General features: G+C 35.0%; 25 protein-coding genes. 16 read left to right on the forward strand and 9 right to left on the reverse strand.

Annotated features, from left to right (window positions below):
• Positions 1 to 28: 28 nt before the first annotated feature.
• The 3 genes from CHSO_RS01305 (at position 29) to CHSO_RS01315 (ending at position 2574) form a co-directional block, all read left to right on the forward strand.
• Positions 29 to 469 (forward strand): hypothetical protein, encoded by a 441-nt coding sequence (locus CHSO_RS01305; protein ID WP_045491527.1) that lies wholly within the window; start codon positions 29 to 31, stop codon positions 467 to 469.
• A 67-nt stretch (positions 470 to 536) separates the two neighbouring features.
• The gene (locus tag CHSO_RS01310) at positions 537 to 1529 is read left to right on the forward strand and encodes an aspartate-semialdehyde dehydrogenase (protein ID WP_045491530.1); all 993 of its coding nucleotides are present in this window, start codon (positions 537 to 539) and stop codon (positions 1527 to 1529) included.
• A gap of 58 nt (positions 1530 to 1587) precedes the next feature.
• Positions 1588 to 2574 carry a cation diffusion facilitator family transporter gene (locus CHSO_RS01315; protein ID WP_045491532.1) on the forward strand — a complete coding sequence of 329 codons (987 nt, stop codon included), beginning with the start codon at positions 1588 to 1590 and terminating at the stop codon, positions 2572 to 2574.
• Between the two features lie 81 nt (positions 2575 to 2655).
• Here the strand turns inward: CHSO_RS01315 and CHSO_RS01320 are convergent, their stop codons facing one another.
• Together CHSO_RS01320 and xrtF are read right to left on the reverse strand one after the other, a co-directional pair.
• Positions 2656 to 3087, reverse strand: coding sequence for an exosortase F system-associated membrane protein (locus tag CHSO_RS01320; protein WP_045491535.1), 432 nt, complete (start codon positions 3085 to 3087; stop codon positions 2656 to 2658).
• Entirely contained in the window at positions 3074 to 3604 is a 531-nt protein-coding gene (gene xrtF, locus CHSO_RS01325) for an exosortase family protein XrtF (RefSeq protein ID WP_045491539.1), read from the reverse strand. The genes CHSO_RS01320 and xrtF overlap by 14 nt, the downstream gene beginning before the upstream one ends.
• Before the next feature lie 251 nt (positions 3605 to 3855).
• Between xrtF and CHSO_RS01330 the strand changes: the two genes are divergently transcribed.
• The 6 genes from CHSO_RS01330 (at position 3856) to CHSO_RS01355 (ending at position 7910) form a co-directional block, all read left to right on the forward strand.
• Entirely contained in the window at positions 3856 to 4881 is a 1026-nt protein-coding gene (locus CHSO_RS01330) for an aminoglycoside phosphotransferase family protein (RefSeq protein WP_045491541.1), read from the forward strand.
• A gap of 31 nt (positions 4882 to 4912) precedes the next feature.
• Positions 4913 to 5317, forward strand: a complete 405-nt coding sequence (locus CHSO_RS01335; protein ID WP_045491543.1) for a GxxExxY protein — start codon at positions 4913 to 4915, stop codon at positions 5315 to 5317.
• Between the two features lie 77 nt (positions 5318 to 5394).
• A complete protein-coding gene (locus tag CHSO_RS01340; RefSeq protein WP_084220908.1) occupies positions 5395 to 5802 on the forward strand; it encodes an RNase adapter RapZ in 408 nt (135 codons plus the stop codon).
• A 103-nt stretch (positions 5803 to 5905) separates the two neighbouring features.
• Positions 5906 to 6619, forward strand: a complete 714-nt coding sequence (locus CHSO_RS01345) for a nucleotidyltransferase family protein (RefSeq protein ID WP_045491547.1) — start codon at positions 5906 to 5908, stop codon at positions 6617 to 6619.
• 9 nt (positions 6620 to 6628) lie between these two features.
• Complete coding sequence (locus CHSO_RS01350) at positions 6629 to 7381, forward strand: TIGR00730 family Rossman fold protein (RefSeq protein ID WP_084221062.1); 753 nt, start codon at positions 6629 to 6631, stop codon at positions 7379 to 7381.
• A gap of 58 nt (positions 7382 to 7439) precedes the next feature.
• Positions 7440 to 7910: a DUF6702 family protein gene (locus CHSO_RS01355; RefSeq protein ID WP_232509133.1), complete on the forward strand. Its 471-nt coding sequence runs from the start codon at positions 7440 to 7442 to the stop codon at positions 7908 to 7910.
• A 253-nt stretch (positions 7911 to 8163) separates the two neighbouring features.
• On the opposite strand, the gene CHSO_RS01360 is transcribed toward CHSO_RS01355, so the two are convergent.
• From CHSO_RS01360 to CHSO_RS01370, 3 genes are all read right to left on the reverse strand, one after another.
• The gene (locus tag CHSO_RS01360; RefSeq protein WP_171817584.1) at positions 8164 to 8406 is read right to left on the reverse strand and encodes a hypothetical protein; all 243 of its coding nucleotides are present in this window, start codon (positions 8404 to 8406) and stop codon (positions 8164 to 8166) included.
• Positions 8407 to 8575: 169 nt separating this feature from the next.
• Positions 8576 to 10792, reverse strand: coding sequence for a DUF5689 domain-containing protein (locus CHSO_RS01365; protein ID WP_045491553.1), 2217 nt, complete (start codon positions 10790 to 10792; stop codon positions 8576 to 8578).
• A gap of 11 nt (positions 10793 to 10803) precedes the next feature.
• Entirely contained in the window at positions 10804 to 13536 is a 2733-nt protein-coding gene (locus CHSO_RS01370) for a TonB-dependent receptor (RefSeq protein ID WP_045491555.1), read from the reverse strand.
• Positions 13537 to 13948: 412 nt separating this feature from the next.
• Here CHSO_RS01370 and CHSO_RS01375 point away from each other — a divergent pair, with 412 nt between their 5' ends.
• The 3 genes from CHSO_RS01375 to CHSO_RS01385 all read left to right on the forward strand — a co-directional run bounded on the left by CHSO_RS01375 (position 13949) and on the right by CHSO_RS01385 (position 17454).
• A complete protein-coding gene (locus CHSO_RS01375; protein ID WP_045491557.1) occupies positions 13949 to 15148 on the forward strand; it encodes an endonuclease in 1200 nt (399 codons plus the stop codon).
• Positions 15149 to 15197: 49 nt separating this feature from the next.
• Positions 15198 to 15617, forward strand: coding sequence for a DUF6146 family protein (locus CHSO_RS01380; RefSeq protein ID WP_045491559.1), 420 nt, complete (start codon positions 15198 to 15200; stop codon positions 15615 to 15617).
• Between the two features lie 337 nt (positions 15618 to 15954).
• On the forward strand, positions 15955 to 17454 hold the full coding sequence (locus CHSO_RS01385; RefSeq protein ID WP_045491562.1) for a T9SS type A sorting domain-containing protein: 1500 nt from the start codon (positions 15955 to 15957) through the stop codon (positions 17452 to 17454).
• Between the two features lie 69 nt (positions 17455 to 17523).
• Here the strand turns inward: CHSO_RS01385 and CHSO_RS01390 are convergent, their stop codons facing one another.
• Positions 17524 to 18120, reverse strand: a complete 597-nt coding sequence (locus CHSO_RS01390) for a superoxide dismutase (protein WP_045491566.1) — start codon at positions 18118 to 18120, stop codon at positions 17524 to 17526.
• Positions 18121 to 18324: 204 nt separating this feature from the next.
• Positions 18325 to 20148 carry a transcription termination factor Rho gene (gene rho / locus CHSO_RS01395; protein ID WP_045491568.1) on the reverse strand — a complete coding sequence of 608 codons (1824 nt, stop codon included), beginning with the start codon at positions 20146 to 20148 and terminating at the stop codon, positions 18325 to 18327.
• A 144-nt stretch (positions 20149 to 20292) separates the two neighbouring features.
• Here rho and CHSO_RS01400 point away from each other — a divergent pair, with 144 nt between their 5' ends.
• From CHSO_RS01400 to CHSO_RS01415, 4 genes are all read left to right on the forward strand, one after another.
• The gene (locus tag CHSO_RS01400) at positions 20293 to 20682 is read left to right on the forward strand and encodes a DUF4293 family protein (RefSeq protein WP_045491570.1); all 390 of its coding nucleotides are present in this window, start codon (positions 20293 to 20295) and stop codon (positions 20680 to 20682) included.
• 174 nt (positions 20683 to 20856) lie between these two features.
• Complete coding sequence (locus tag CHSO_RS01405) at positions 20857 to 21780, forward strand: M28 family metallopeptidase (protein ID WP_045491572.1); 924 nt, start codon at positions 20857 to 20859, stop codon at positions 21778 to 21780.
• 238 nt (positions 21781 to 22018) lie between these two features.
• Positions 22019 to 23857, forward strand: coding sequence for an ABC transporter ATP-binding protein (locus CHSO_RS01410; RefSeq protein WP_045491574.1), 1839 nt, complete (start codon positions 22019 to 22021; stop codon positions 23855 to 23857).
• A 21-nt stretch (positions 23858 to 23878) separates the two neighbouring features.
• On the forward strand, positions 23879 to 24229 hold the full coding sequence (locus tag CHSO_RS01415; protein WP_045491576.1) for a DUF1801 domain-containing protein: 351 nt from the start codon (positions 23879 to 23881) through the stop codon (positions 24227 to 24229).
• 168 nt (positions 24230 to 24397) lie between these two features.
• Here CHSO_RS01415 and CHSO_RS01420 read toward each other — a convergent pair whose 3' ends face one another.
• Positions 24398 to 25051, reverse strand: coding sequence for a phosphatidylserine decarboxylase family protein (locus CHSO_RS01420; protein WP_045491578.1), 654 nt, complete (start codon positions 25049 to 25051; stop codon positions 24398 to 24400).
• Between the two features lie 4 nt (positions 25052 to 25055).
• Complete coding sequence (locus CHSO_RS01425; protein ID WP_045491580.1) at positions 25056 to 25928, reverse strand: phosphatidate cytidylyltransferase; 873 nt, start codon at positions 25926 to 25928, stop codon at positions 25056 to 25058.
• Between the last annotated feature and the right edge of the window lie 10 nt (positions 25929 to 25938).

Below are 25938 nucleotides of genomic sequence, written 5' to 3' on the forward strand. Positions count from 1 at the left end.
TATCTTTGTGTACAAAAAAAATAGGATTATGGATTTTTACAAGATTTTTCTTAGTGCACACAAAGGATTCGGATATTTAGAACTACTTTTAGTGGCATTATTTACTATTGCACTTTTAGCTACAATGTTCGGTTACAGTGGAAAAGTGAACAAATTTTTAAAGAAGACCACTCTCTTCACAATGATTTTCTTCCACGTTCAGTTTCTATTAGGAATATGCTTGTTATTCATATTTTCACCAGGTTTCAAAGCTGCATTAGATTCAGGAACATTAATGAAGGATGCCTACAGCAGACAGACATTTGTTGAACATCCGTTCTCTATGTTAATTGCAGCAATATTAATGACCATCATCAACAAAAAAGTAAAATCAAACGATACAATTTCTCTGGGTATTACCATTATGGGATTAATTGCAGTAGGTTTATTTGCATTCGCTTTCCCTTGGACAAGAGTCTTTGGGGCTTAAAAAAGATAAAGAAATTATATGCGTTATAATTTATAAATAGTTTAATCTTAAATTTTTAATTAAATCAATGAAAGTAGCTGTAGTAGGTTCAACAGGAATGGTTGGAGAAGTTATGCTGAAAGTTTTGGAAGAAAGGAACTTCCCTGTAACAGAATTAATTCCGGTAGCTTCCGAAAAATCTGTAGGTAAAAAGGTGAAGTATAAACAGAAGGAATTTACGATTGTAAGCATGAAAGACGCTATAGCTGCCAAACCGGACATTGCTATCTTTTCTGCCGGAGGTTCTACTTCTCTGGAATTTGCCCCCTTATTTGCAGAAGCTGGAGTAACAGTTATTGACAACTCTTCAGCATGGAGAATGGATCCTGATAAAAAATTAGTCGTTCCTGAAATTAATGCAGATGTACTGACTAAAGAAGACAAGATCATTGCAAATCCGAACTGTTCTACCATTCAGTTGGTAATGGTTTTAGGACCTTTGAACAAAAAATATGATTTAAAAAGAGTAGTTGTTTCTACTTACCAATCTGTAACAGGTACAGGGAAAGCTGCTGTTGACCAATTAAACGGAGAAATCAACGGGGATGATTCTGCTGCTAAAGTATATCCATATCAGATCTTCAAGAACGCATTGCCTCATTGTGATGTATTTGCTGATGATGATTATACTAAAGAAGAAATTAAATTAATGAAAGAGCCTAAGAAAATTCTGGGTGACGATACATTCAATTTAACAGCTACTGCAGTAAGAGTTCCGGTTCAGGGAGGTCACTCAGAAAGTGTAAACATCGAATTTGAAAACGAATTTGAGTTAGATGAAGTAAGAAAAATTTTATCTGAAACTCCTGGCGTAGTCGTAATGGATGATGTAAAAAACAACCACTACCCGATGCCGCTGTATTCAGAAGGAAAAGATGAAGTCTTTGTAGGAAGAATAAGACGAGACCTGTCTCAGCCGAAAACGCTCAACCTTTGGATTGTAGCAGACAATCTGAGGAAAGGAGCAGCAACAAACGCTGTACAAATTGCAGAATACCTTGTAGCAAATAACTTAGTATAAACTAACAAAATAAAAAAGAGTCTCAGAATTGAGATTCTTTTTTTTATCAAACACATTTATGAGTACCCACAAAGAAAAAATAGGATTCCAGAAAATCATTGCAGCATTTGGAGTTATTCTTTTTGTAGGAAAGATTATTGCATGGAAGCTTACCAATTCCGATGCTGTGTTCTCCGATGCCATGGAAAGCATTGTGAATGTCATCAGTGCATTTATGGGATTGTATTCACTTCATCTCGCAGCAAAACCAAAGGATGAAGACCATCCTTACGGTCATGGAAAGGTTGAATTTGTTACTTCCGGTATTGAAGGTGCTTTAATTTCCATTGCCGGGTTAATGATTATTTATGAAGGTATAAACAGTCTTATTATAGGAAAAACCCTAAGCAAAATTGATTTAGGAATCTGGATCATTCTGGCCACGGCTATTATCAATTATCTGTTGGGCTATATTTCCATAAAGAAAGGGGAAAGAGAGAACTCCCTTGTTCTTATTTCCTCCGGAAAGCACCTTCAGTCTGATACCATCACAACCCTTGGAGTAGTCGCCAGTTTAGTGATTGTTTATTTCACCAAAATTTATTGGCTGGATTCTGTTGTTGCCTTGATATTTGGGCTTTATATCATATTCGTAGGCTATAAAATTGTAAGAAAATCATTAAGCGGTATCATGGACGAACAGGATCCGGAAATACTGCATCAGGTCATCAGAATCCTTGAAGCAAACAGGCATACAGAGTGGATTGATGTTCACAATATGAAAATTCAACAGTTTGGAGCATCTCTGCATATTGATGCCCACATCACCCTACCCTGGTATTATGATCTTCGGGATGCCCATAACGAAATGGAAAAAGTTATCATCCTTTTGGCTAACAATATCAAAAGAAGCATTGAATTCAATTTTCATATGGATGACTGCAAACCCATTTCATGTCCGGTATGTCAGATAGAAAACTGCCCTGTTCGTCAAAAGAACTTCATAAAAAGAGTGGAATGGACCGCAGAAAATGTAACAAGGGTGGATAAACATTCTCTAGAATAGAAGGCATACTATAAAAAAAAGGCTGAGAAAGCAAAAAATACAGGCACATTACAGCCCTAATAGCTTTCTCAGCCTTCTTTTTTATCTTCTTTCCATCTGTTTCCTGTAATAAAACATCGGAACGATCAGAAGTATGATTAAAGGCTGAATCACAAACCTTCGCATATAAAAAGAAAAGAGATACCCTATTTCGAATTTATTTTGAATACAAAACAGATAAATAGGAAACGCAATCGCGAAAACGATAACCATCATTAAAGCCCCTTGCATCGTCCACCGTTTATTTTTAAATAATCCCTGAATAATCAGACAGGAAAAAAAGAGGTTAAGGACAAATCTAAGCACATGCCCACCCATTAATTTTCCCCACTCAAACGCAGGAAAACTAATGTTTTTATTACCCTCATGAAAATAATCCAGAAAAGGATCATAAAACATCTTATTTTCCACCATTCTGACTCCTATCAGACCGCAGATTCCTAAAATAACAAGAAGCCAGCTAAGAATTTTCATGTTTTAAAGCAAAGAATTTAATCCAGATTAACCAAAGTAAAACAACGCTGCCGTAAATAGCTGCCGGGAAAACAAAATCATGGAACATTTTACCATATTCTTTGTGCTCTGCCATTACAATATTCAATCCTACAATCCGTAAAAGATTCATAATATACAATAAAACCAGTCCTGCCAAAACAAAAACAAAGGTCTTGGAACCTTTATAAAAAGCAAAAATAAAGGACACAAACAAGATCATGACAGAAATAGCATTACACCCTTCCACCATTCTTGTTACATATTGCTTCTTTACATAAAACCACACCTGTTCGTTACTCACATCGTTGTAAAGTTGAGAGGGATAGCCTAAAACATTTTGTACCGCATTTACCTGGTTGGCAATAATTGTAGAAAAAGGATCCAAACCGGAATCCTTATTCGAATTCAGGTAAAATTGATACGCAAAAAGCAACACCAGATAGATCATGATGAAGCGCAGTAAAATTCCTAACACCGGCTTAAAGTCCTTTAACATACTACAAAGATAAAAATTAGGTTGTAATAACCTGAAGCAGAAGTAAGAAAGTTAAAATATAAAGCAGAATACCGGACACAGAGAACCTACATTACACTCTTAAGTGATAAATCGGTCAAAAAACATCAAATAAAGCCTATAAAATATATACTACCCGTTATTTAAGCCTCCAGTCCTTCCCTCTCCCAGCTTCCAGTTTTCCTCTTAAAAACTATTCATGTTAAATTAGTATATTTGTTTCCATATTAATTATGACTTCTGAAAACGCAAATCGATTTTTTGAAAGCCAATTAGGCAAAAAATCCACTGAATTCATCACATTAGCTCAAAGCGGTTCTGCTAGGGTCAACTTTCTGGCCATAACCGATACTGAAAAATACATCATCACCTACAATGAGAACCTTCCGGAAAATGAAAGTTTTCTTTATTATTCCGAGCTATTTTCTGCACTTAACCTGAATACACCTGCCATTCTTGCGATCTCAGAAGACAGGAAAATGTATGTACAGGAATTTTTAGGGGCAAAAACTTTATCGGAGGTAATTACAAAAGAACATGTATCACCTCACGTAAAATCTTTGGTAAAGCAAACCCTTGAAAAACTTTTCAGATTACAGATCCAGACACAGGATAAAATTGATTTTTCCAAAACATTTGAATACGAAATTTATGATGAACTTCCGGTGATTCATGATCTGTATTATTTTAAAAACTTTGTGGCTGATGTTCTGGAGCTGGAATATAATAAATCTACCTTACTGAAAGAATTTAAAAAAATTGCAGCATTGGTAGAGAACCTTGAACCTAAAGGTATCATGATTCGGGATTTTCAGGCCAGAAACATCATGGTTAATGAAAAAGATGAAGTTTCATTTATTGATTATCAATCGGCAATGAAAGGCCCTTTGATGTACGATGTCATTTCATTTCTGTTTCAAGCCAAAGCCAATTTCCCTGAAAGCTTTAAAAATGAAATGCTGGATTTTTACATCCAACTCTTTGAAGATCAAAAAACTCAGCTTCAACTAAAAGATTCAGTTAAGCCAATACAGATGATGAGATTCCTTCAAGTCTTAGGAGCATACGGCTTTAGGGGATTAATTCAAAGGAAGCAACATTTTATAGCAAGCCTTGAAAAGGGAATCCAAAATATCACAGAATTTGCCTCATCCTGGGAGAATATGAAAAACTATCCGGAGCTTAGCAAAGTCATAGAACAGTTGTCTTCTTCTAAAACAGAACAGAAGATTAAAGAAATATTAAATTTGAACCATTAAGCTGCTTTAAGGTTTTAAGAATATTAAGAGAATGACCAAAAAAGAAATTACACAGCTATCATCTGAAATTACTGGCTTTGCTATTAAAGTCCATAAAATTCTTGGTCCGGGTCTTCTTGAAAGCGTTTATGAAGAATGTTTAAAAATTGAGCTCCTTAAAAATGGTTATAATGTTCAACAACAATTAGTAACCTCTATTAATTATGAAGGAGTTGAAATTGAAACAAACCTTATTGTAGATTTGCTTGTTAATGATACTCTTATTATAGAATTAAAAGCTGTAGAAGAGTTACTACCGATTCATGAAGCCCAACTACTCACTTATATGAAAGTTCTTAAAAAGCCACAAGGATTATTAATTAACTTTTTCACCAACAACATTACAAAGTCATTAAAACCATTTATCAATGAATATTTCAGGGAACTTCCTGACTAAATTTTGATTTATCAAAATCTTAACTTACCTTAAAAACTTAAAATACCTTAATGGTTTAAAATAAAATAAAGAAGAAAATGCTACACATAGACATACACAGTTTTTCGTATAAAAAAGGAGGAATCCCTAAAGACAATTCAGGAAACGGAGGAGGTTTTGCTTTTGACTGCAGAGGAATTTTAAATCCCGGAAGAGTTGAAGAATATAAAACTCAAACCGGAAATGACATCGGCGTTCAGGAATATCTAGAAACCCAAACTGAAATGCCAAAGTTCTTAGAGCTCATAAAATCTCTTGTATCTATCAATATTGACAATTACCTGGAAAGAGGATTTGAAAACCTTCAGATCAATTTCGGATGTACTGGCGGGCAGCACAGATCTGTTTATTCTGCGATAAAAATCGCTGAATTCATCAGAGAAAAATACCCTAACGGAACTCTGATAACGATTCATCACGACGAACAACCACAACTGAATCAATAAAGGATAAGCGATCATTGATAAATGATAGCGTAATCCTTTAATTTTAACGCTCATTTATTAATGTACAGAAACATTATCATTCATCTATTATCATTTATACAATATGAAGGCTCTTATTTTCGCTGCCGGAAAAGGCACCAGGCTTAAACCATTTACAAACCATCACCCTAAAGCCTTGGCTAAGGTAAATGATATTCCCCTTCTGGAGAGAAATATCAATTATCTTAAAAGCTACGGAATAAAGGATTTTGTGATTAATATTCATCATTTTGGGGATCAGATTGTTGATTTTTTAAATAAAAATGATAACTTCGGCTGTAAGATTGAAATCTCTGATGAGACCAACGAACTATTGGAAACCGGAGGCGGCTTGATTTTTGCCAGAAGATTTCTTGATCATGGAGAAGATTTTTTAATTTTAAATGCTGATATTTTAACTGATCTCAATATTAATGAATTGGTAGAATATCACAAAAAAATAAAAGATTTTGCTACTTTAGCGGTATCGGACCGTGAAAGTTCGAGAAAGCTTCTTTTCAATGATGATATGGTGTTAAGAGGTTGGCTGAATGTACAAACAGGTGAACAGAGGCTTGCTGAATTCAATAAAGGCTTTAAAGCTTTTGCTTTCAGTGGGGTTCACTGTATTAACCCTGTCATCTTTGGAAAAATAAAAAGAAAAGGCAAATTCTCTGTTATGGAAGAATATCTGGATCTGATGCAGACCGAACATATACATGGTTTTCTGCATGACAGCATTCTTATAGATGTTGGAAGACCTGAATCTGTAATAGAAGCCGAAAAACATTTTAAATAATTTATGCAAATGGAAATGGATGGAATTAGGGATGAAAGCCTGGTAAACCCGGAATTAGATATCAACGAAACAAAGCTACACAACAGTTTCAGACAAAAGACATGGGATGAAACACTTACCAAAGACAGCTGGATGGTCTTCAAAATCATGGCTGAATTTGTAGATGGCTACGAAAAATTGGCCAAAATAGGACCATGTGTATCTATATTCGGTTCAGCACGTCTGAAGCCGGAAAATAAATACTATGAAATGGCGGTGGAAATTGCTGAGAAAATCACCAAACTAGGTTTCGGAATTATTACCGGTGGAGGCCCTGGAGTTATGGAAGCCGGAAATAAAGGAGCTTTCAATGCTAAAGGAAAATCGATAGGACTTAATATTGACCTTCCTTTTGAGCAGCATTTCAATCCTTATATCAACAGGTCCTATTCCATGAACTTCGATTACTTTTTCGTGAGAAAAGTAATGTTTGTAAAATATTCTCAGGGTTTTATTGTAATGCCCGGAGGTTTTGGAACTTTGGATGAACTGACTGAGGCTATGACTTTAATTCAAACCAATAAAATTGGTAAATTCCCGATCGTTTTGGTAGGAAGTGAATTCTGGGGTGGATTATTAGACTGGTTCAAAGCTACCCTACTGAAAGAAGGTATGATTGCAGAAGATGATCTTGAACTTTACAGAGTCGTAGACAGTGCTGATGAAGCGGTAGCACACATTAAGGCTTTCTATGATAAATATTCTGTGAACGTAAACTTTTAATTGGCATATTATTTGTGAACTATAACTAGCAAGAATGATTGTAAATCTATTAATTAAGATGAAAAAACTTTTATATATATCAGGAATTTTAACATTTTTTGTGTTAATGAGTTTTATGTATGTAGACTTTTTCTCTTCAATGACCAAAGTGGATTATATTGATGGAAGCAAGACATTGAAGTTTACCACAAAAATGAATACAAGCCATATCTCGGACGCTATTAAGATTAATCCTAACACAGCAGGATTTGAAGCTGAAGTGAAAAAATATGTGAACAATAATTTTGATGTATTTGTCAATGGTGCTCCCAAAACAATTACCTTCACGGGAAGTCAGATCAGCGGAGAAACTGTATGGGTATATTTTGAGACCGGAGGGGTTTCGGATATCAGTACCTTAAAAATTAAAAATACAATCCTTTTAAGCGCTTTTCCGAAGCAAATCAACCTGGTGAGTATCGCCTACAAAGGCAGCCAGAAAATGATGAACTTCCAAAGAGGAAAAGAAGTGAATGAGGTTTCTTTTTAAATAAATAATTTTGTAATATAAAAACCACTGCTTTGCAGTGGTTTTTTGTTCTAGACTTATTGTTTACTCAATACATACATTCTTACCTCATATTCAATATCACTTTTATCATACTGAAAAGGTATTTTTTCTAAAGACCAGCTTTGTGGATAATCTCCATACTTTTCTTCAATATGATATTTTGCTAGAGAATCTGTTATATCAAATTTGTCTAGTATTACATAACCATTCTTAATAGTAGTAGAATCATAGGCTATATAAGATATCGCCCTCCTAATTTAAATTCCCCATTGCGATGGCCTTTCCTTACTTCTGATTGATACTTAAATCTGTAATCATATCCGTATCCGTTTGGTTTTGCATTATAATATTCAGACGTTACTTTTCCTATGGTATACTTTGTATTTTTAAGCATGTCTTCTTTGGGAGGACCTATATAGACAAATTTATAGATGTAAAAAATCCATCCTATAAAACATACAAATGTGATGATCATTTTGGCTTTATTAGTCATATTTATTTAAGAATACGTGGTTATAACAATAAGCTGGTAACCAATACTAAAATACAAGAAATATAAATTAATGAAACAACAGAATGTTCAAAATTATAACATCAAAAAGCCGGCTCTTCCGAGCCGGCTTCATATTTTATAGCAACAATAATTATTGTCCTTTGATTTTGAAATCATCTACTTCCCATGTTGCAGCAGCAGCTGTTGTAGATGTATATTTGAATGCAATTCTTACATTCTTACCTAAGAAAGCACTTAAGTCTACATTTCCAGAACTGATCCAATCTCCAAATGCATTGGAATTCGTATCAAGTACTGCCGGAAGCTTAGTCCAGTTAGTAGTTGCAACATCTCCAGTGTAGTTATCAGTAGCATATACTTCTAAAGGATTTCCTGCATATCTTACATCTGTAGTAAACGTTACTATAGCTTTAGATTTTCCAGCTAAACTTACCGCTTTAGAAATTAACCAGTCTTCGTTAGCAAAATTATTACCTGCACCTCCTGCATTCCCATTCATCATGGCATAATAATTTGTTCCGTTTCCTTGGTTGGATGTATTCCAGAATTGGTTTGGTCCTATTTTATTAACGGCTGTCCACTCGGTATTATTAAATCCTCCTGAAGCAAAATCATCCTTATAAAGAACTGGAAGTGGTGTGTAAATGCTTCCATCGCATCTAGGATTAGTTAATTGAAGATCCGGAAGTTTTGTGAACCATAATTGATATGTACCATTGAATACACTTAAAATAGCATATACATCACCTTTTCCACCTGCTACTTCAATAGTACTTGCCGCTTTTCCTGCAAATACAGCTCTTCCGCTGGTTCTCAGAATGATTGTCTTTCCTGAACAATCTTCTAATGTTCTGTTTGAAACAGCTGTACCGTCTGCATATGTTTTACCTAGGTCTCCATTAATGAATTCAATATCTTTTATTTTAATCCATCTTCCTACATCTGCTGTTGTTAACTGAGAAATTGCTCTCTCGGAAGCTACAACTGCTCTAGCGGGTTCATTGGAGTCATATAAATATTTATAAACATCTTCTTCTTTAATTCTATATGCAATAGCAGAGGCAGCATCATTAGATCCTAATTGCAATTCACCAGCAACATTTCTAATATACAATCCATTCAATTTAATATTCAGATCTTTTCCTACTTTAAATCTTGCATCCTGGAATAAGTCTGTTTTATTGATATTTACTTTAATCCCTCCGGTTGCATCTTCTACATAAAAATATTTAAATAAGTTTCCTGCTTCATCATTGGCAGTAACCTGAGCTTTCAAGTAGAAATCTCCTGTAATCTGTACCAATCCGTTTGGAGCTAATCCAGCGGCAAGTTGCTTAATATCTGCAACAGTTTTAGCTGTAAGATTGGCATTAGTGAATTTACAAGGATTTTCTTTAATTTCGTCCTGACGTGGAAAATGCGGATCTTTTCCTTCAGCATTCAGTGGGCCACCTTCCATATCAAGATCAGTTACTTTATTGATATAGAATTGATACGTTGTATTGGATCCTGACTGGAACTTACTGAATATTCCTTTAAAAGTTCCTTGTCCAGCTGGAATATATTGATTCGCAAAAGAAGAATATCCACTGTTTCTTACTACCGCAGTATTTTTATAAGCTTTTTTATCCTTATCCCATTCCTGACCGATTACTTTATCTACGGTCTGACCATTAGGTGCATAGTTTGAGCATAATGCTCTTGCATCAAATTCTACCTTATCCAATTGAACTAAACAACCGATTAGATCTTCATTAGCTTTAAGATCTGCTATAGAGATTACTCTTGGGGTGATTTCCCCTCTTGTAGTACAAGATCTTGAAATTACACTTGGAGCTAATTTCTCAGGAATTCTGGATACTCCATTTGCAGCAGATTCAGCACCTGTCTTTACACCAAGCTGAACTACACCTCCATAAGTACCTACTGCAAGCCCGTTAAGCTTTACATATATTTTAGATCCCTGAGGAAATCTTGTATAAGAACTTACCATATCTACACTAATGGTAAAACCATGAGTAGGATTTTTCAATGCATCCTGAATATAGATTGTTTTATAGATGTTCCCAGTTTCGTCTGTGGAAGAAACATATCCTTCGATAAACAAATCATCACTTGGGTCATTAGGTTTATCTGCCGGGAACACATACGCAGCTCCTGAAGGATTATTTTCAGTAAACTTCTTTTTTAACTCACTTAGGGTTACATTAGCCTTAAAATCGGCAACACACGCATACCCGTCAAGATTGGGTTCATCATATTTATCATCATGTACACATCCTACGGTGATCCATAGAGAAGCTGCCGTGATAAAAATATATTTTAAAATTGAATTATATTTTTTCATTGTAGTCTTTGTTAGAATCTTAAATAAACATTAGTAAAGAAAGTTCTTCCTCTGTCATACCAAAGCTTTGGTCCGAAATAGGGAATTGCTCTTTGGGATTCTGCAAGTGCATCCGTGAAGTTAGCAGCTCTTCCCTGTTCAAAACCACCTGTTACATAATTTCTATTATTTAAGATGTTATTCACAGAAATACTTACCCCAATTCTATATTTTCCAAATTGGAAAGATTTACCGGCATTAGCGTTCAGCATAAACTGATCATCAAACTTCTTCTGAGCAGTAAGTTGCTGAATAACTTCCGGTGTAGCGCCATCATAAATAAGACCGCCTGAATCAGGGATTGTATACATTGCAGCTGTCTTGTTCAATGCAGAAAAATCAAGATACTGATCCATCAGATAATTAGCGGAAGCTCCTACCCACCAGTATTTAGGTGAATTATATTTTAATCCTAAAGAGAATGCTTTTTGAGGGGTACCAGCCACTTTATAATCTTTTACATTGGCAGCACCATAGCTTCTGAAACCATTAAGATCATCAACTGAATATACCTGCGGAGTGTTTGTAAATTTGTATTCCCCAACACTTGCTACCCCTACAGCATTAATAGTAGGTGTGATTTTTACATCAAAGCCTAATTCAGCACCGATATATCTCTTATCAGCACCACTCATTGCCTCATTAATCAGTGTATTGTATGATCCTGAGTCTGTAGAAACTGCTGCGTAATATCTTGCTAATTCGGTAGAGTTACTGATTGTAGTATAGTATCCTGATAATCTTAATTTTAAGATCTGGCCTCTCATGATATAACTGATATCATTAGAGTTGATAATTTGATTTTTAACACCCGGGGTTAAGAAATCCGAAACCCTAGGGTTGATATAAATTTCATTAAGTGTTGGTGCCAGGCTAAAGAAAGCTCCATTATATACAATAAAGTTTTTACCATTGATCTTATAGGTGATTTTTCCTTTAATACCAGCATCTAAAGCATTATATACTGCACTTTTCCCTTTGGAATTGTCTGTAAACTGTGCAATTCCACTTCTGTAATCTCCATTTCTATAAGACTCAGATTGTGATGCAAATACGGAAGCTACGACATTCCATTTATTGAAATCAATTTCAGTAGAAACATTTAATGAATAATGATTTCTGGTCAACTGATAAGAATATTGAGTTCTGTCTCCTACTCTTACTTTAGTATTCTCATCATCAAGGTTATATCTTACATCATTATTAAAAGGATTAAGATTATTAGCATAGTTTGCTCCTAATAAATCATTAATTCTTCTGAAATTGTCTGATTTTAAATTCTGATAGTTAAAGTTAACGTTCAACTTCCAGTTATCTTTTAGCTTTGTATCAAAGTGTGATGAAAAATTGAAAGTTTTATCTTTATTCACATCATCAATCAATGTATAAGATGCTCCTCTCTCAGAACCATCCATATTAGTTTTATTAATACGGTTGGTGTTATATAGATAATTCCAGTCGATCTGAGACTGTTGTCTGAACTCGTCAGCTGTCAGAAGGCCGTAACTTGGTAATTTTCTGTAATATGTTGGGTTTGGATCAGCAGCGTGGAACCAGTCTAATCTACTTCTCGCATCGCTACCAAACTGATAGGAAACCGTATTGATCCAGTTAGAGTTTTTACCTATTTTTAGATAATCCGTTAACATGAATACCGGTTCATACACATTCCTGATTCTGGAGTTTCTTTTTTCTCCATCCTGCCATCCCCAGTATGAATTATAATTTTTACCCATAAGGTCGTAAACCTCCTGAGTATTTGGCGCATTGGAAGCTCTGTAAGTAGGAGATCCAAAGGCTGTTAGATTAAGAGAGTGTCTGTCACTGAATTTTTTCTCAATAGATGCAAAGTAAGCATAAGCATCTTGATATACACCATCCAGGATCGCTCTGTCTCCCCATCTTCTACTTGCAGAGAACGTGAATGCCCAACCATTTTTAGAAAGGCCAGAAGAATAAGTAGCAATTGCTCTGTGTAAATAACTTCTGTTTGTAAATGAATAAGCTAATGAAGTTTGCTTTCTATAGCTGGATGCTCTAGTATTATAATAAACAGCACCACCTAAATTACCAAATGTATATTCTGAAGGAGTGATATTATCAACGTTTTCATAAGGATATCTTGTTACATCGTTAAGCCCTCCCCAATTGTTAAAATCTACTTTTCCGTCATCATTTTTAGACATGGATACCCCATTAAAAAGTACATCCTCAAATCTGTTGTCTACTCCTCTTGGTCTGAACCAGTAAGCACCTAATTCAAAAGCGGAAACGTTTTGGAAAGCATCTCTTCCTGAGCTTAAAAGTCCTACAGTAGGCTGCATGGATGAGCCTCCATCTTCAGTATCATTTGCCGAGTCGTCAATAACTATTACTCCTGCATCTGATCCTAAGTTGTAATTAAGTGTAATAACACCTAAATCTTTTTTCTTCTCATCTGCAGTAACATCAAACTCTAAGATTTTAGACTCAAAATTTGGTTTTGTCACTGTGATAAGATAGTGGCCAGGTTTTAAATCCACAAACTGGAAGTATCCAATTTTATCCACAGATGTATCATCGGTGGACTGTGCTAGATCTACTTCTGCTTTCTCTAAAGGCTTACCATCCTGATCTTTAACATACGCAAAAACAGTAGTTTGCGCAAAATAAAAAGAGGCAGGCATTAAAGTAAACAAAGAGATTAGGGATAGTTTTTTAATCATAATAAACTTATTTTTAACTCCTTCTTTATTTAAGGGGCAACAAATTTAGGACTATTTTCATTAACTCAAACATTTTTAGCTATTTATTCTATTAATTTTTCTTAACCTGCATTCATTATCCTAAAAAAATGGGGCAATTTTAATCAATCACAAAAAAGGATAATAGATTTTAGGAAAAGTATTCAACAATCATGATAGAATATTTTTAATCCCAAACAAACAGCCTATTTTTTAGCATTATATAAATAATAAATAACACTTCGCAATATCAAAATAATGAATGATACTACATTTGTTTCACACTTTCCATCTCAACCTTAACCTTTTATTAAATTAAACTCAGATTATTTTAATCTTTATTCTTATATAAAATTAGTAATTTTACCCCTCAATTTTTGAATATACTAAGAATATGAAAAAATATTTAATCATCGCCGCCCTATTTTGCGTTGGTTCTGCTTTCTCACAACAGAGGCAGGTAAAGAGAGCAGCTGTCGCATTCCTGAACGTTGAAAACCTTTGGGACACAATCCCTTCTGCAGATTATATTGATGGGACCCTACCGCGTTCCAACCCTAAATTCCACAGAAGTGTACCCGTAGATTCTCTTAAATATCTTGAAACTACAGAAGATTATAAAGGGGAATGGAGTGATGATCTTTTAATTGGAAAAAAAGTTATCAGAAAACAGTTTTTATCTGAAGATTTTACTGCGAACAGCCCTAAAAGATGGGGTACCAAATATTATAACCAAAAACTAGCTAATGAAGCTAAGGTTATTTCCGAACTTGGAAGACAATACACCAACGATAACCCAGCCATCTGTGGATTGATTGAGGTGGAAAACAGACAGGTCATTGAAGACCTTATCAAACAGCCGGCTCTAGCAAAAAGCAACTATGGAATTGTACATTTCAACTCTTATGATGCCAGAGGAATTGATGTAGCCATTATTTATCAGAAAGGAAGATTCTCTGTTTTAGATTCTTATAAAAAAGAAATTAAGATTTATGACGAAAACGGAAAAAGAGAATACACCAGAGATATTGTGATAGCTATCGGATTATTAGACGGAGAAAAAGTAGGGATCTTTATGAACCACTGGCCGTCCAGAAGAGGCGGAGAAGCTATTTCTCTTGCTAAAAGAAATACAGCCGCTACTGTATTGAAAGAAGAAATGGACAAAGTAACAGCTGAAAATCCAGGTATTAAATTATTCTCAATGGGTGACTATAATGATGACCCAGTAAGCCCAAGTTTGAAAAAACATCTAGCAGCCGTAGGTGACCCAAGTGAATTATCTGATAAAACGCCTTATTATAACTTAATGTATAAATTATATAAGGCGGGTGTTGCTTCTCTTGCTTATAGAGATGCTCCGAACTTGTTTGACCAGATTATTGTTTCAAGAAACCTTTATTCTCCTGAAAAAATTACTCCTACTTATACTATTTTCAAAGCTGAGATCTATGCTCCGGCTTATCTGGTAAACAAAGAAGGACAATGGAAAGGATATCCTTTACGCTCTTGGGATGGTGATCGATTCACCGGTGGGTACAGTGACCACTTCCCTGCGGTTTCCGTAGTTCAGAAAGAATATATTAAAAAATAACACAGAAAGGCACTCTTATTGGAGTGCTTTTTTAATAAATAATTGAGTCATGAGAAATTTTATTCTACTACTGTTTATTGCTCTTATTCCTTTCAGTTGCCTTTCACAGCAAAACAATTCTAAAAAGGATAAAGAACAGCATGAGATGAAACCGTCTAAAAATGACGACGGAGAATGGGATCTTACCGTTATGGATACCCAATTTGATTATTTTCTCAATGCCATAGCTAAACCTATCAGCCAATATTCAGAATCTTTTCTGAAAACAAAAAACACCTTCCTGGTGAATGAATGGAACAGCTATTATAACACCGGAAAATATAGAAATATCATAGAATCCGGAATAGATTATAATCCCAGAGAAAATTATGGGATAAAATTTGAGTACAAGCTTTACCAAGTATTTTCTTACGTAAGCTGGAAATATGGATTAAAAATGAATGGATTGTCTGGAAGTGAGGTAAGATGATCAACCAATCCTTTTCATACAGAAAAAAATCAAAACATATTAACAAAAAATATTATTTCAAAAGAAAAACAAAAATAAATTCTATAATTATTTAATTTTTAAAAATATTTTTAACATTTTATTCAGGTTTTAATATATTTGTATCTCACTGAATTTTTATATTTCAGTGTCTACTAACCATAACAAAAGTTAAAACCATGAAAAAAACATCTTGTACAGCATGCTTTTCAGCCATGCCATGTTCTACCCTACAGACATTTTCCTCTGTCAACATCCAAATATCGGATAAGCGATTTAATCAATTCTCAAATTAACAATGCTTGAAAATCAATGAAATATGAGAAATACAATTAAACTTATTCTGTTTTCAATTCTATTATCCTGGAAACCTCTCTACTCACAAACAGGAAGTGATATCATTTTCTGCCTGGACAACAGTGGTTCCATAAGTGATGTAGCTTTCAATCAAATGACTGTTTCTACGATGAAACTTATGGAGCAGGTTTTAAAGTGCAATCGTGATAATCGGGTTTCTGTTGTTCATTATGGAACAGACTATAAGGACATGAGCCCTTCTCTTCCACGGATCTATATAGAATCTAATTTCACCAGTGATCTGGCAACAGCTCAAACGTTCTCAAGAAGATTAAAAAACGGTGATCATTTTCATGATGCAGTTAACTTAATAGGAGCAGCTCTTGATCATAATCCTCATCCTGATATTGTAAGTCCACAAAAAACCTTAGATAAGCATCGTGAGAGACCATTAGTGATTGTCTTGTTCTCTGATGCTGAAAGGGCTAATGGTAACTTAAGCAGTGGTTCTTATCTTGTTAATTTCAATCCTCCAAACGGATTACATGAGGACAATGCTTTTGCTACTTTTACAAAGTTTAAAACGGACAGAAATGCAAAATTTATTGTAGTACATGTAAGCGATTATTCGCCATACATAGAAGCTGCAGCCAACATTGCAAGCCGTGGAGGTTCATACAACGGACCTATTGAACAGTATAATGATGACCCGGATCACAATCTGCTCCCTAGATTCTATCTGAACAAGACAAATTTTACGTTAACGAATTCTGAAATATCTTCATTAAGTAATGACATTTGCAAAATGAACACTGCTTATGTTGATTTCACCTATCAGACCCGCTCGTGTAAAGATCCTATAGGCTTTCCGTTACATATAAATGGGAATTACGCCATTCCACAAGGCGCAAGCATCGTAAACTTTCAGCTATTGCTTTTAGATATTGCAACAAGTACAGTTTATCCAACATCTGCAGCGGTTAATTTCCCTAACCCTAATGAATTTGATTTTACCGTAAATCAGGCAGATCTCACCAATCCACCTTCTGGACAATACAAATTCCTTATTGAATTGGTTTACTCTCTAGGTGGTAATAATGACGGCATTCATGCTGAAAACAGCATCAACTCGCCATATGATTTCATGTACTGTGAGACTCTTCGTACTAACACAAATATTTCCAATCCTGCGGCCAAATTTGCAAAACCAAAAGATAAAGAGTATCATATTGATCTTAATGCAGATCCTAACAACACGAAATCGATGCTTAAAGAAAAAGTTCAGCAGAAAAATATTCAGGTTTCACCAAACCCTAACAATGGGGTATTTATAGTGTCGCTTGACAAAGTACGTTCAGGATCATTACACATTAATGATATTAATGGTAAGGTAGTCTTTGAAAAGACTTTTAGCAATGAAAGAGAAATAGCTGTTGATATTCATTCATTACCATCTAATACATACATTATAAAAGTAAATTCAGGGAACGAAGTGTTCACACAGAAAATGATAAAAAGATAAATTTTTAAAATATAAAACTAAAAAAGGTTCAGAAAATTCTGAACCTTTTATTTTTATAATAGCTGAAAATTATTTATTGAATAATTCTTCTACTTTATCCCAGTTTACTACCTCAAAGAATGCAGAAATATAATCAGGTCTTCTGTTTTGATAGTTTAGGTAGTAAGCGTGCTCCCAAACGTCAAGCCCTAAAACAGGAGTTCCTTTAACGTCTGCTACAGGCATTAATGGGTTATCCTGATTGGGAGTTGAAGAAATAGAAACAGACCCGTCAGCATTTTTTACCAACCAAGCCCATCCTGAACCAAATCTTGTTTTAGCAGCCTCAGAGAAATCAGTTTTGAATTTTTCAAGACCGCCATAGTTTTCGATAGCAGCTTTCACGTTTCCTACCGGTTCTTTGCTTCCACCAGGAGTTAAAATTTCCCAGAACAAAGAGTGGTTAAAGTGTCCACCTCCATTGTTTCTTACAGCTGGTTTATCAGTTCCTGTCTTGCAGATTTCTTCAATAGATTTTCCTGCTAGATCAGTTCCTTCGATTGCTTTATTTAAATTGTCAATATACGCTTGGTGGTGCTTCGTATAGTGGATTTCCATAGTTCTTGCATCGATCGTAGGCTCTAATGCATCGTATGCATATCCTAATTTTGGTAATTCAAATGACATAATTTTTATTTTTAATGTTATACTTCAAAATTAGCCAATATTTAAGGTATTATCAAAGATTGGGGATTACTTTAATAAATCTTTAACATTGATATATTGATTTAGAATGAATTAAATTCTAAAATATTTTTTTCACCATGTAAATTATTAAAACTAAAAAGCACGAATCCTGAGACCCGTGCTTTCTATTTAACAATATTAAATTTATTTATTCATAGACATCAGGAATTCTTCATTGTTAAGAGTTCCTTTGATATTTTTATTTACAAATTCCATTGCTTCTACAGGATTCATTTCAGAAAGATATTTTCTAAAAATCCACATTCTCTGAGAAGTTACTTCATCCAGAAGAAGATCATCTCTACGAGTACTTGAAGAAATTAAGTCGATTGCAGGATAGATTCTTCTGTTGGCAATTTTTCTGTCTAACTGAAGTTCCATGTTACCTGTACCTTTGAATTCTTCAAAGATCACTTCATCCATTTTAGAACCTGTATCAATAAGTGCAGTTGCAATAATCGTTAAAGAACCACCTCCTTCAATCTTTCTTGCTGCCCCGAAGAATCTCTTCGGCTTGTGAAGCGCATTAGCATCCACCCCTCCGGAAAGAACCTTACCTGATGCAGGAGTTACCGTGTTGTATGCTCTTGCCAATCTGGTGATAGAGTCTAACAAAATAACAACATCATGACCACATTCTACCATTCTTTGAGCTTTTGCTAAAACAAGGTTAGCCACTTTTACGTGTTTTTCAGCTGCTTCGTCAAACGTAGAAGCAATTACTTCTGCATTTACGCTTCTTTCCATATCGGTAACCTCTTCCGGACGCTCATCGATAAGAAGAACCATCATGTATACTTCCGGGTGGTTAGCTGCAATAGAATTAGCAATATCTTTAAGCAACATCGTCTTACCCGTTTTAGGCTGAGCAACAATCATTGCTCTTTGTCCTTTTCCAATAGGTGCAAATAAATCAACAATTCTAGTAGAAATTGTAGAATCACTTCCCGCCAGATTAAATTTCTCTTCAGGGAAAAGCGGAGTAAGATATTCAAAAGCTACACGGTCCTTGATGAATGCAAGGTCACGTCCGTTTACTTCTGTAGGTTTTAATAATGAAAAATATTTCTCACCTTCTTTTGGAAGCCTTACAATACCTTTTACGGTATCTCCGGTTTTTAATCCATAATTTCTAATCTGTGCTGTAGATACATACACATCATCAGGAGAAGAAATATAACTGAAATCTGACGAACGTAAAAATCCGTAGTTATCAGGTAAAATTTCCAAAACACCTTCAATGCTTACCATTCCGTCGAAATTAAATTCCTTCTTATGGTCTTGCTGTTCCTCTACTCTTTCAGAATGTCTGTTTTGATTCTGATTTTGGTTAGGATTCTGATGCTGGTTTTGATTTTTATGTTGGTTTCCACTGTTCTGTGGATGGTTGTGTCCCTTCTGAGGTCTGTTAGCCTGTGGTTGTTGTTGAGGGTTGTGAGGCTTTTCTTCTGCCTGTGCAGGCTCTTGAGGTTCTGTGTTTTTAGGAGCTTCAGGTTTTTCCTGAGAAGTTTCTATATTTCCTGTATTGGGAGAAACTCTTTTTCTTTTCTTCTTAGCTGCGTTAACTGCAGATGCTTCTTCATTTGTTGTTGCTATTACTGCTTCAGTTTTAGGCTCTTCAGCTTTTACTTCTTCAGCAACCGGCATTGTTTCTTCTGCTTTTTCCTCTACTTTCTGTTCTTCCGGAACTTTAGCAGTTACCTTAGGCTTTGCTGGGGTTTTCTTTGGAGCAGCTTTTTTTACAGGAGCCTTTGCCGTTTTTTCTGCTGGGGCTTCTTCAGTATTGGAGCTGGTTTCCGTGGCGTTGAAATAATCTTTCGCAACTTTAGGATTGGAAGCCTGAAAGTCAAGAATTGCAAAGATTTTGTCATTATCATTGCTATTTCTTGCAACTTTAACGCCCAAATCCTTCAAGATTTTAGTCAGTTCCGTTACGGATTTTGACCTTAACGTTTCTATGTTAAACATATTTAATGTAAAAATGTAATTAATTGTGAGTAAGAAAAGTAAGTCCGGTGACTTTGGTTTTCAAGTACATTGTATAATGCAAATCTACACTTATTTTTGAATTGTGCAAAATTTATGTTATTTTTGCCAAGAATTTAATATTCAATGCTACAGAGAATACAAACTATATGGACCTTATTAGCAGTTATAGCTGCTGTTTTCCTTTTTATAACAGGACAGGATGTTGTGATTTCCGACAGTATTCCTGTACTTAATATAGGATGCATTATCCTTGTCATTATTGGATCATTAAGTATCTTCAGTTTTAAAAACAGAAAAAGACAAATTTTGCTGAATACCATCAGCATCATTATAAACGCTTTGTTGATTGGTGTATTGGCGTACTGGCTGCTAAGCTTATCCGGAGGAATTCAGTTTCCTGAGAAGGGTATTGAGCCGATTTTCCCATTAATCGCGATGATATGTCTGCTGATAGCAAATGTATACATCCGTAAAGATGAGAGGCTCGTGAAATCTGTAGACAGACTTCGATAACCTTACAACGATTTTTTGAGTAAGAACAGTTCCTTTTAGGAGCTGTTTTTTATTTGCCCTATCTGTATTCCGTTATTCCAAACAGTAATCTATACTGATCAATTAATTTATGTACCTTTCCTGCAACATTTTAATATAAAAGACGACAGATCCTATAACTTTTAATTAAAGACTATGAAAAAGCTAACGTATCTTACTTTATCACTATTCTCTATATCTGTTTTTGCACAGGAAATTTCAAAAGAAAGGGTAAAAACCGTTATTTCCACTTTGGCCTCTGATGAAATGAAAGGCCGTGAAATCGGAACTCCTGAAAATGAAAATGCAGCTAATTATATTGCCATTCTTTTCAAAGAAAATAATCTTAAATACTGTACAGGAAATTCGTATCTGATTCCCTTTGATTATAATGGTAAAACAGCTTATAATGTTTGTGGCATAAAAAAAGGTAAATCTGATAAAACTCTCGGCTTTTCAGGACATTTTGACCATATCGGAACCAACAAAAAAAGTGGTGACAATATTTATAATGGCGCTGATGATGATGCCAGCGGAATTACCACATTGGTAGGGATCGCAGATTATTTCAAAGATAAGGAACCTGATTTTTCTATGGCTTTCATGGCTTTTAATGGAGAAGAAAAAGGAATGCTTGGGTCAAAAGCTATCTCTGAGGACAAAAACCTTGAGAAAATATACAAAAACATGACGGCTCTTTTCAATTTTGAAATGGTTGCCACAGAATCACAATGGGGGAAAAATGCATTATATATGACTGGAGACGGCTTTTCAGATCTTGATGAACTCTTCAATACATATGCTGTCAATGGTTTAAAAATCAATGCTGATCCGTATGCAAAGCAGCAACTCTTCTATCGTTCAGATAATGTCAGCTTTGTAAAAAAGAAAATCATCGCTCATTCATTTTCAACAGTTGACATGACTAAAGCGACTCACTATCACCACGTAAATGATGATATCAACATTGTGGATGTAGATAATATGACCCAAATCATCAATAATTTTGGCAAGACATTGGAGAAGCTAAATCCTAAAAATTTTACACCTCAGTATAACGATCAGGTAAAATTCAATTAATTTTTGACCTTCATGCAACAACCGCCTATTGGGCGGTTTTATTTTGACTTTGACTTTATCTGAGAACCTGATGTCTTTATTCTTCAGATTTTGTAGTGTTTTTCACTTCTTTTCCACTTTATTTCAGCATGTTGTAACAAAAAACTTCATTTTGAAACTTATCAATTAAAGTAAAACAGGATTAAGAACGTCTTATCTTCTAATTTTACGTAATTTTGCTATCCAAATTTTTCATTGAATGAATGAGTATAAAAAAATTCTGAGGTTCGCAAGGCCCCATCAAAAATATATCTACGGAAGTTTATTTTTCAACATTCTGTATTCTTTATTTCAGATTGCTTCCTTAGGGACTATTTTACCGGTTTTAGGAATGCTTTTCGGTACTATCGCATCAGAAAAACAAGAAACAGAACCTGTTTATTCCGGTGAGATCATAGATTTATTCTCCTATGCAAAAGAATATTCCACTTACTATATACAATCTTTAGTTGTTGAACATGGTTCTCTGAAAGTTCTTGCCTGGTTGTGTATCATTACAGCCTTTATGTTCCTTTTAAGAAATGTTTTCAGATATTTAGGAGCATTACTTTTGATTAATTACCGTGTAGGTGTTACCAAAGATCTACGTGGTGCAATGTATAGAAAAATACTATCATTACCTGTTTCATTTTTTACAGAAAGCAGAAAAGGAGATATGATGTCCCGTATGTCTAATGATGTGGGAGAAGTTGAAGGAAACATTCTAGGTAGCTTAGTTGAGCTAATCAATGCTCCTTTTATGTTGATCAGTACTTTGATCTCTTTATTTATTGTAAGCCCAGAAATGACTCTTTTCTCTTTACTGGTACTTCCTGTAATGGGAACAATGATCGCCCTGATCGGGAAAAGTCTTAAAAAAGACTCTCATGAAGCACAGCACGAATTGGGAACTATTTTCTCTATTGTAGATGAAACACTGAAATCTTCAAAAGTTATTAAGATATTCAATGCTGAGAAGATCATGGATACCCGTTTTATGCAATCTATGGGAAGATGGATTTCAAGCTCAATGAGTTTGGGAAGAAAGAAAGAATTAGCATCGCCAATGAGTGAATTTCTAGGTTCTATTACCTTCTTGATTATTGCATGGTATGGAGGAAAACAAATTATTGTTGACCAAAGTTTATCCCCTGCAGGTTTTCTGGTTTTCTTAGGAATGTTCTTCCAGATCTTACCTCCGGCAAAAACCTTATCAACATCCATTTCCAATGTACAGAAAGGAGAAGCTTCTTTAAAAAGAGTATTGGAAATTCTTGACGCAGATGTAAAAATTGAAGAGATAGCTGAGCCGGTTTCTATTTCAACCCTTAACAGAAATATTGAATTCAAAAATATTGGATTCTATTATGATAAAGCCAATCTGATTCTTAAAAATTTTGATTTAACAATTCCGAAAGGAAAAACCGTTGCTTTGGTAGGGCAAAGTGGAAGTGGAAAAACAACCATTGCCAACCTTTTAGCAAGATTCTATGATGTTTCTGAAGGACAAATTCTTATTGATGGTGTAGATATCAAACATTTGAAATTACAGGAATACCGCCAGCTTCTGGGAATGGTAACTCAGGAATCTGTATTGTTTAACGACTCTGTTTACAATAATATCCTGATGGGTAAACCTGATGCTACCAGGGAAGAAGTGGTTGCAGCAGCGAAAATCGCTAATGCGGATGCATTCATTACGGGGCTTTCTGAAGGTTATGACACCAATATCGGAGATGACGGAAATAAACTTTCCGGAGGTCAGAAACAAAGGGTTTCCATTGCAAGAGCTGTATTGAAAAATCCACCGATTATGATTCTGGATGAAGCCACTTCAGCGTTAGATACAGAGTCTGAAAGATTTGTACAGGACGCTTTGGAAAAAATGATGGAAAACAGAACTTCCCTTGTGATTGCCCATAGACTTTCAACGATCCAAAAAGCAGACTGGATTGTAGTCATGGAAAAAGGAACTATTGTAGAACAAGGAACCCATCATGACCTTATTGCTAAAAAAGGTATGTACAACAAACTGGTTGAACTTCAAAACTTTGACTAATATTTTTAAATCAAAATAAAAATGAATCCTATACAAGAGTATTTCTACAGAATCGAAGAGCCTGAAAGAAGTACTCTTCTTTTTTTACGGGAAACCATTCTGGCTTCCGACCCTGAAAATATTACAGAAACTTTCAGTTTCGGGCTTCCGTTCATCAAATACAAAAAGAAAATGCTGTGCTATTTTTATTACAGCAAAAAATATAAAAAACACTACCTCAGTTTTTATCATGGCGATAAACTGGATTATCCGGAACTGACACAGGATGGAAGGAAAAAGTTTAAGATTCTTTTAATTGATGTGGAAGAAGATTTGCCAATAGAATTCATATTGAGCTTACTGGATGAGATAAAACAATATATTAAGGCCTAAGTGATAAGGAAATAACCTTCAATTAAAACAGGATAAAAGATGAAACCCGGGGATTTATCCTCGGGTTTTTATTTGTGGTATTCGTGTAAATGTATTTGTGCATGTTGTGCTTAAAAACAAAAAAAGACCATTCTTTTCAGAACAGTCTTATATATGATGATAAAAATCTTAATCTTTCAATTTAGCGATGACATCTAAACCTCCTTTGGTGATGTCTCCGATCTTACAGATGATTTCAGTATCTAAAGGCAGGAATACATCCATTCTTGACCCAAATTTGATAAACCCGAACTCATGCCCGGCTTTCGCCTGATCTCCTTCATTACAGTAGAATACGATCCTTCTGGCTACGTATCCTGCAATCTGTCTGAAAACTACTTTATGATTGGTTTCCGTTTCAACAGCTACCGTTGTTCTTTCATTCTCTGTAGAAGACTTTTCATGCCATGCTACCAGATATTTTCCCGGATGGTATTTTTTATAGATCACTTTTCCGGTTACCGGATATCTACAGATGTGTACGTTCAATGGAGACATGAAGATAGAAACCTGAATGGCCTTCCCTTTAATGAATTCATTTTCTTCCACTTCTTTGATCATTACCACTTTTCCGTCAACCGGAGCTATCACATTCTCTCTGTGGTCAAGAATACTACGGTTTGGAACTCTGAAAAACCAGAATATAAGACCGTAAATTACCAACAAAGGTACGATGATCAACAAAGACCATATTTTAAGGAAATAGATGGCTAAAGCTCCCAATACAAAAAAAAGTACTGTTGCTACCGTAATCGTTCCTTTTGATTCTCTATGCAATTTCATGAGACTAAATAAATTTTTCTAAAATAAAGTACAAATATACGACAGGAACGCAGATAATAAAACTATCCAACCTATCTAATACTCCGCCATGCCCTGGAATGATGTTTCCACTGTCCTTCACACCGAAGTTTCTCTTCAGCTGGCTTTCTACCAAATCTCCCAGTGGAGCAAAAGCTGCCACTAAAAATCCTACAACCATCCAGTTTCCTCTGAGCTCAGGTTGATAGTGCTCTACAAAATAAGACAACACCAATGTAAGAACAACTCCTCCTATATAACCTTCCCATGTTTTTTTAGGAGAAATCTTAGGAGCCATCTTATGTTTTCCGAAGAACTTTCCAACAAGGTAAGCAAAAGTGTCACTACTCCATATCAGAATAAAAAGGAAAAGAACTTCCAGAGAAAAACTATCGCTATAACTGGAATACTTTGGTAATCCTAATGCAAAACTGAACGGTAGAGCCACGTAAATGACAGTAAAAATCAATTTTCCGCTGTCAAAGTATAATTCGTTAGGAAACTTAAATAAGGTGACTACAGCAATGCCAATTAAGGCAAGAGCTAATATCTCACTCAATCTGAAATCAAAAAAGAAATCATGATGGAAGTATCTTTTGGAAAAAATATAAAATATAAAAATGACCAATGGATATACCACCCATTTTTCATACCCTTTTCCAAACTTCATTATTTTCACACACTCCCATGTACCAACAATCAATAAAAGACTTATCAAACCATGATAAAGATATTGTTGCTGAATAAGGCCAGGAAGAATGCTGTTGATAAGTTGCGCCCCTAACGGAGTCGAACAAAGAATGATAATGGCTACATAAACGAGACCTGAAACGGTTCTTTGAATGAGGTTTTTGTCCAAAATTTAAAAT

Origin of the sequence: Chryseobacterium sp. StRB126 (assembly GCF_000829375.1) — a bacterium.
Classification (GTDB): Bacteria; Bacteroidota; Bacteroidia; order Flavobacteriales; family Weeksellaceae; genus Chryseobacterium.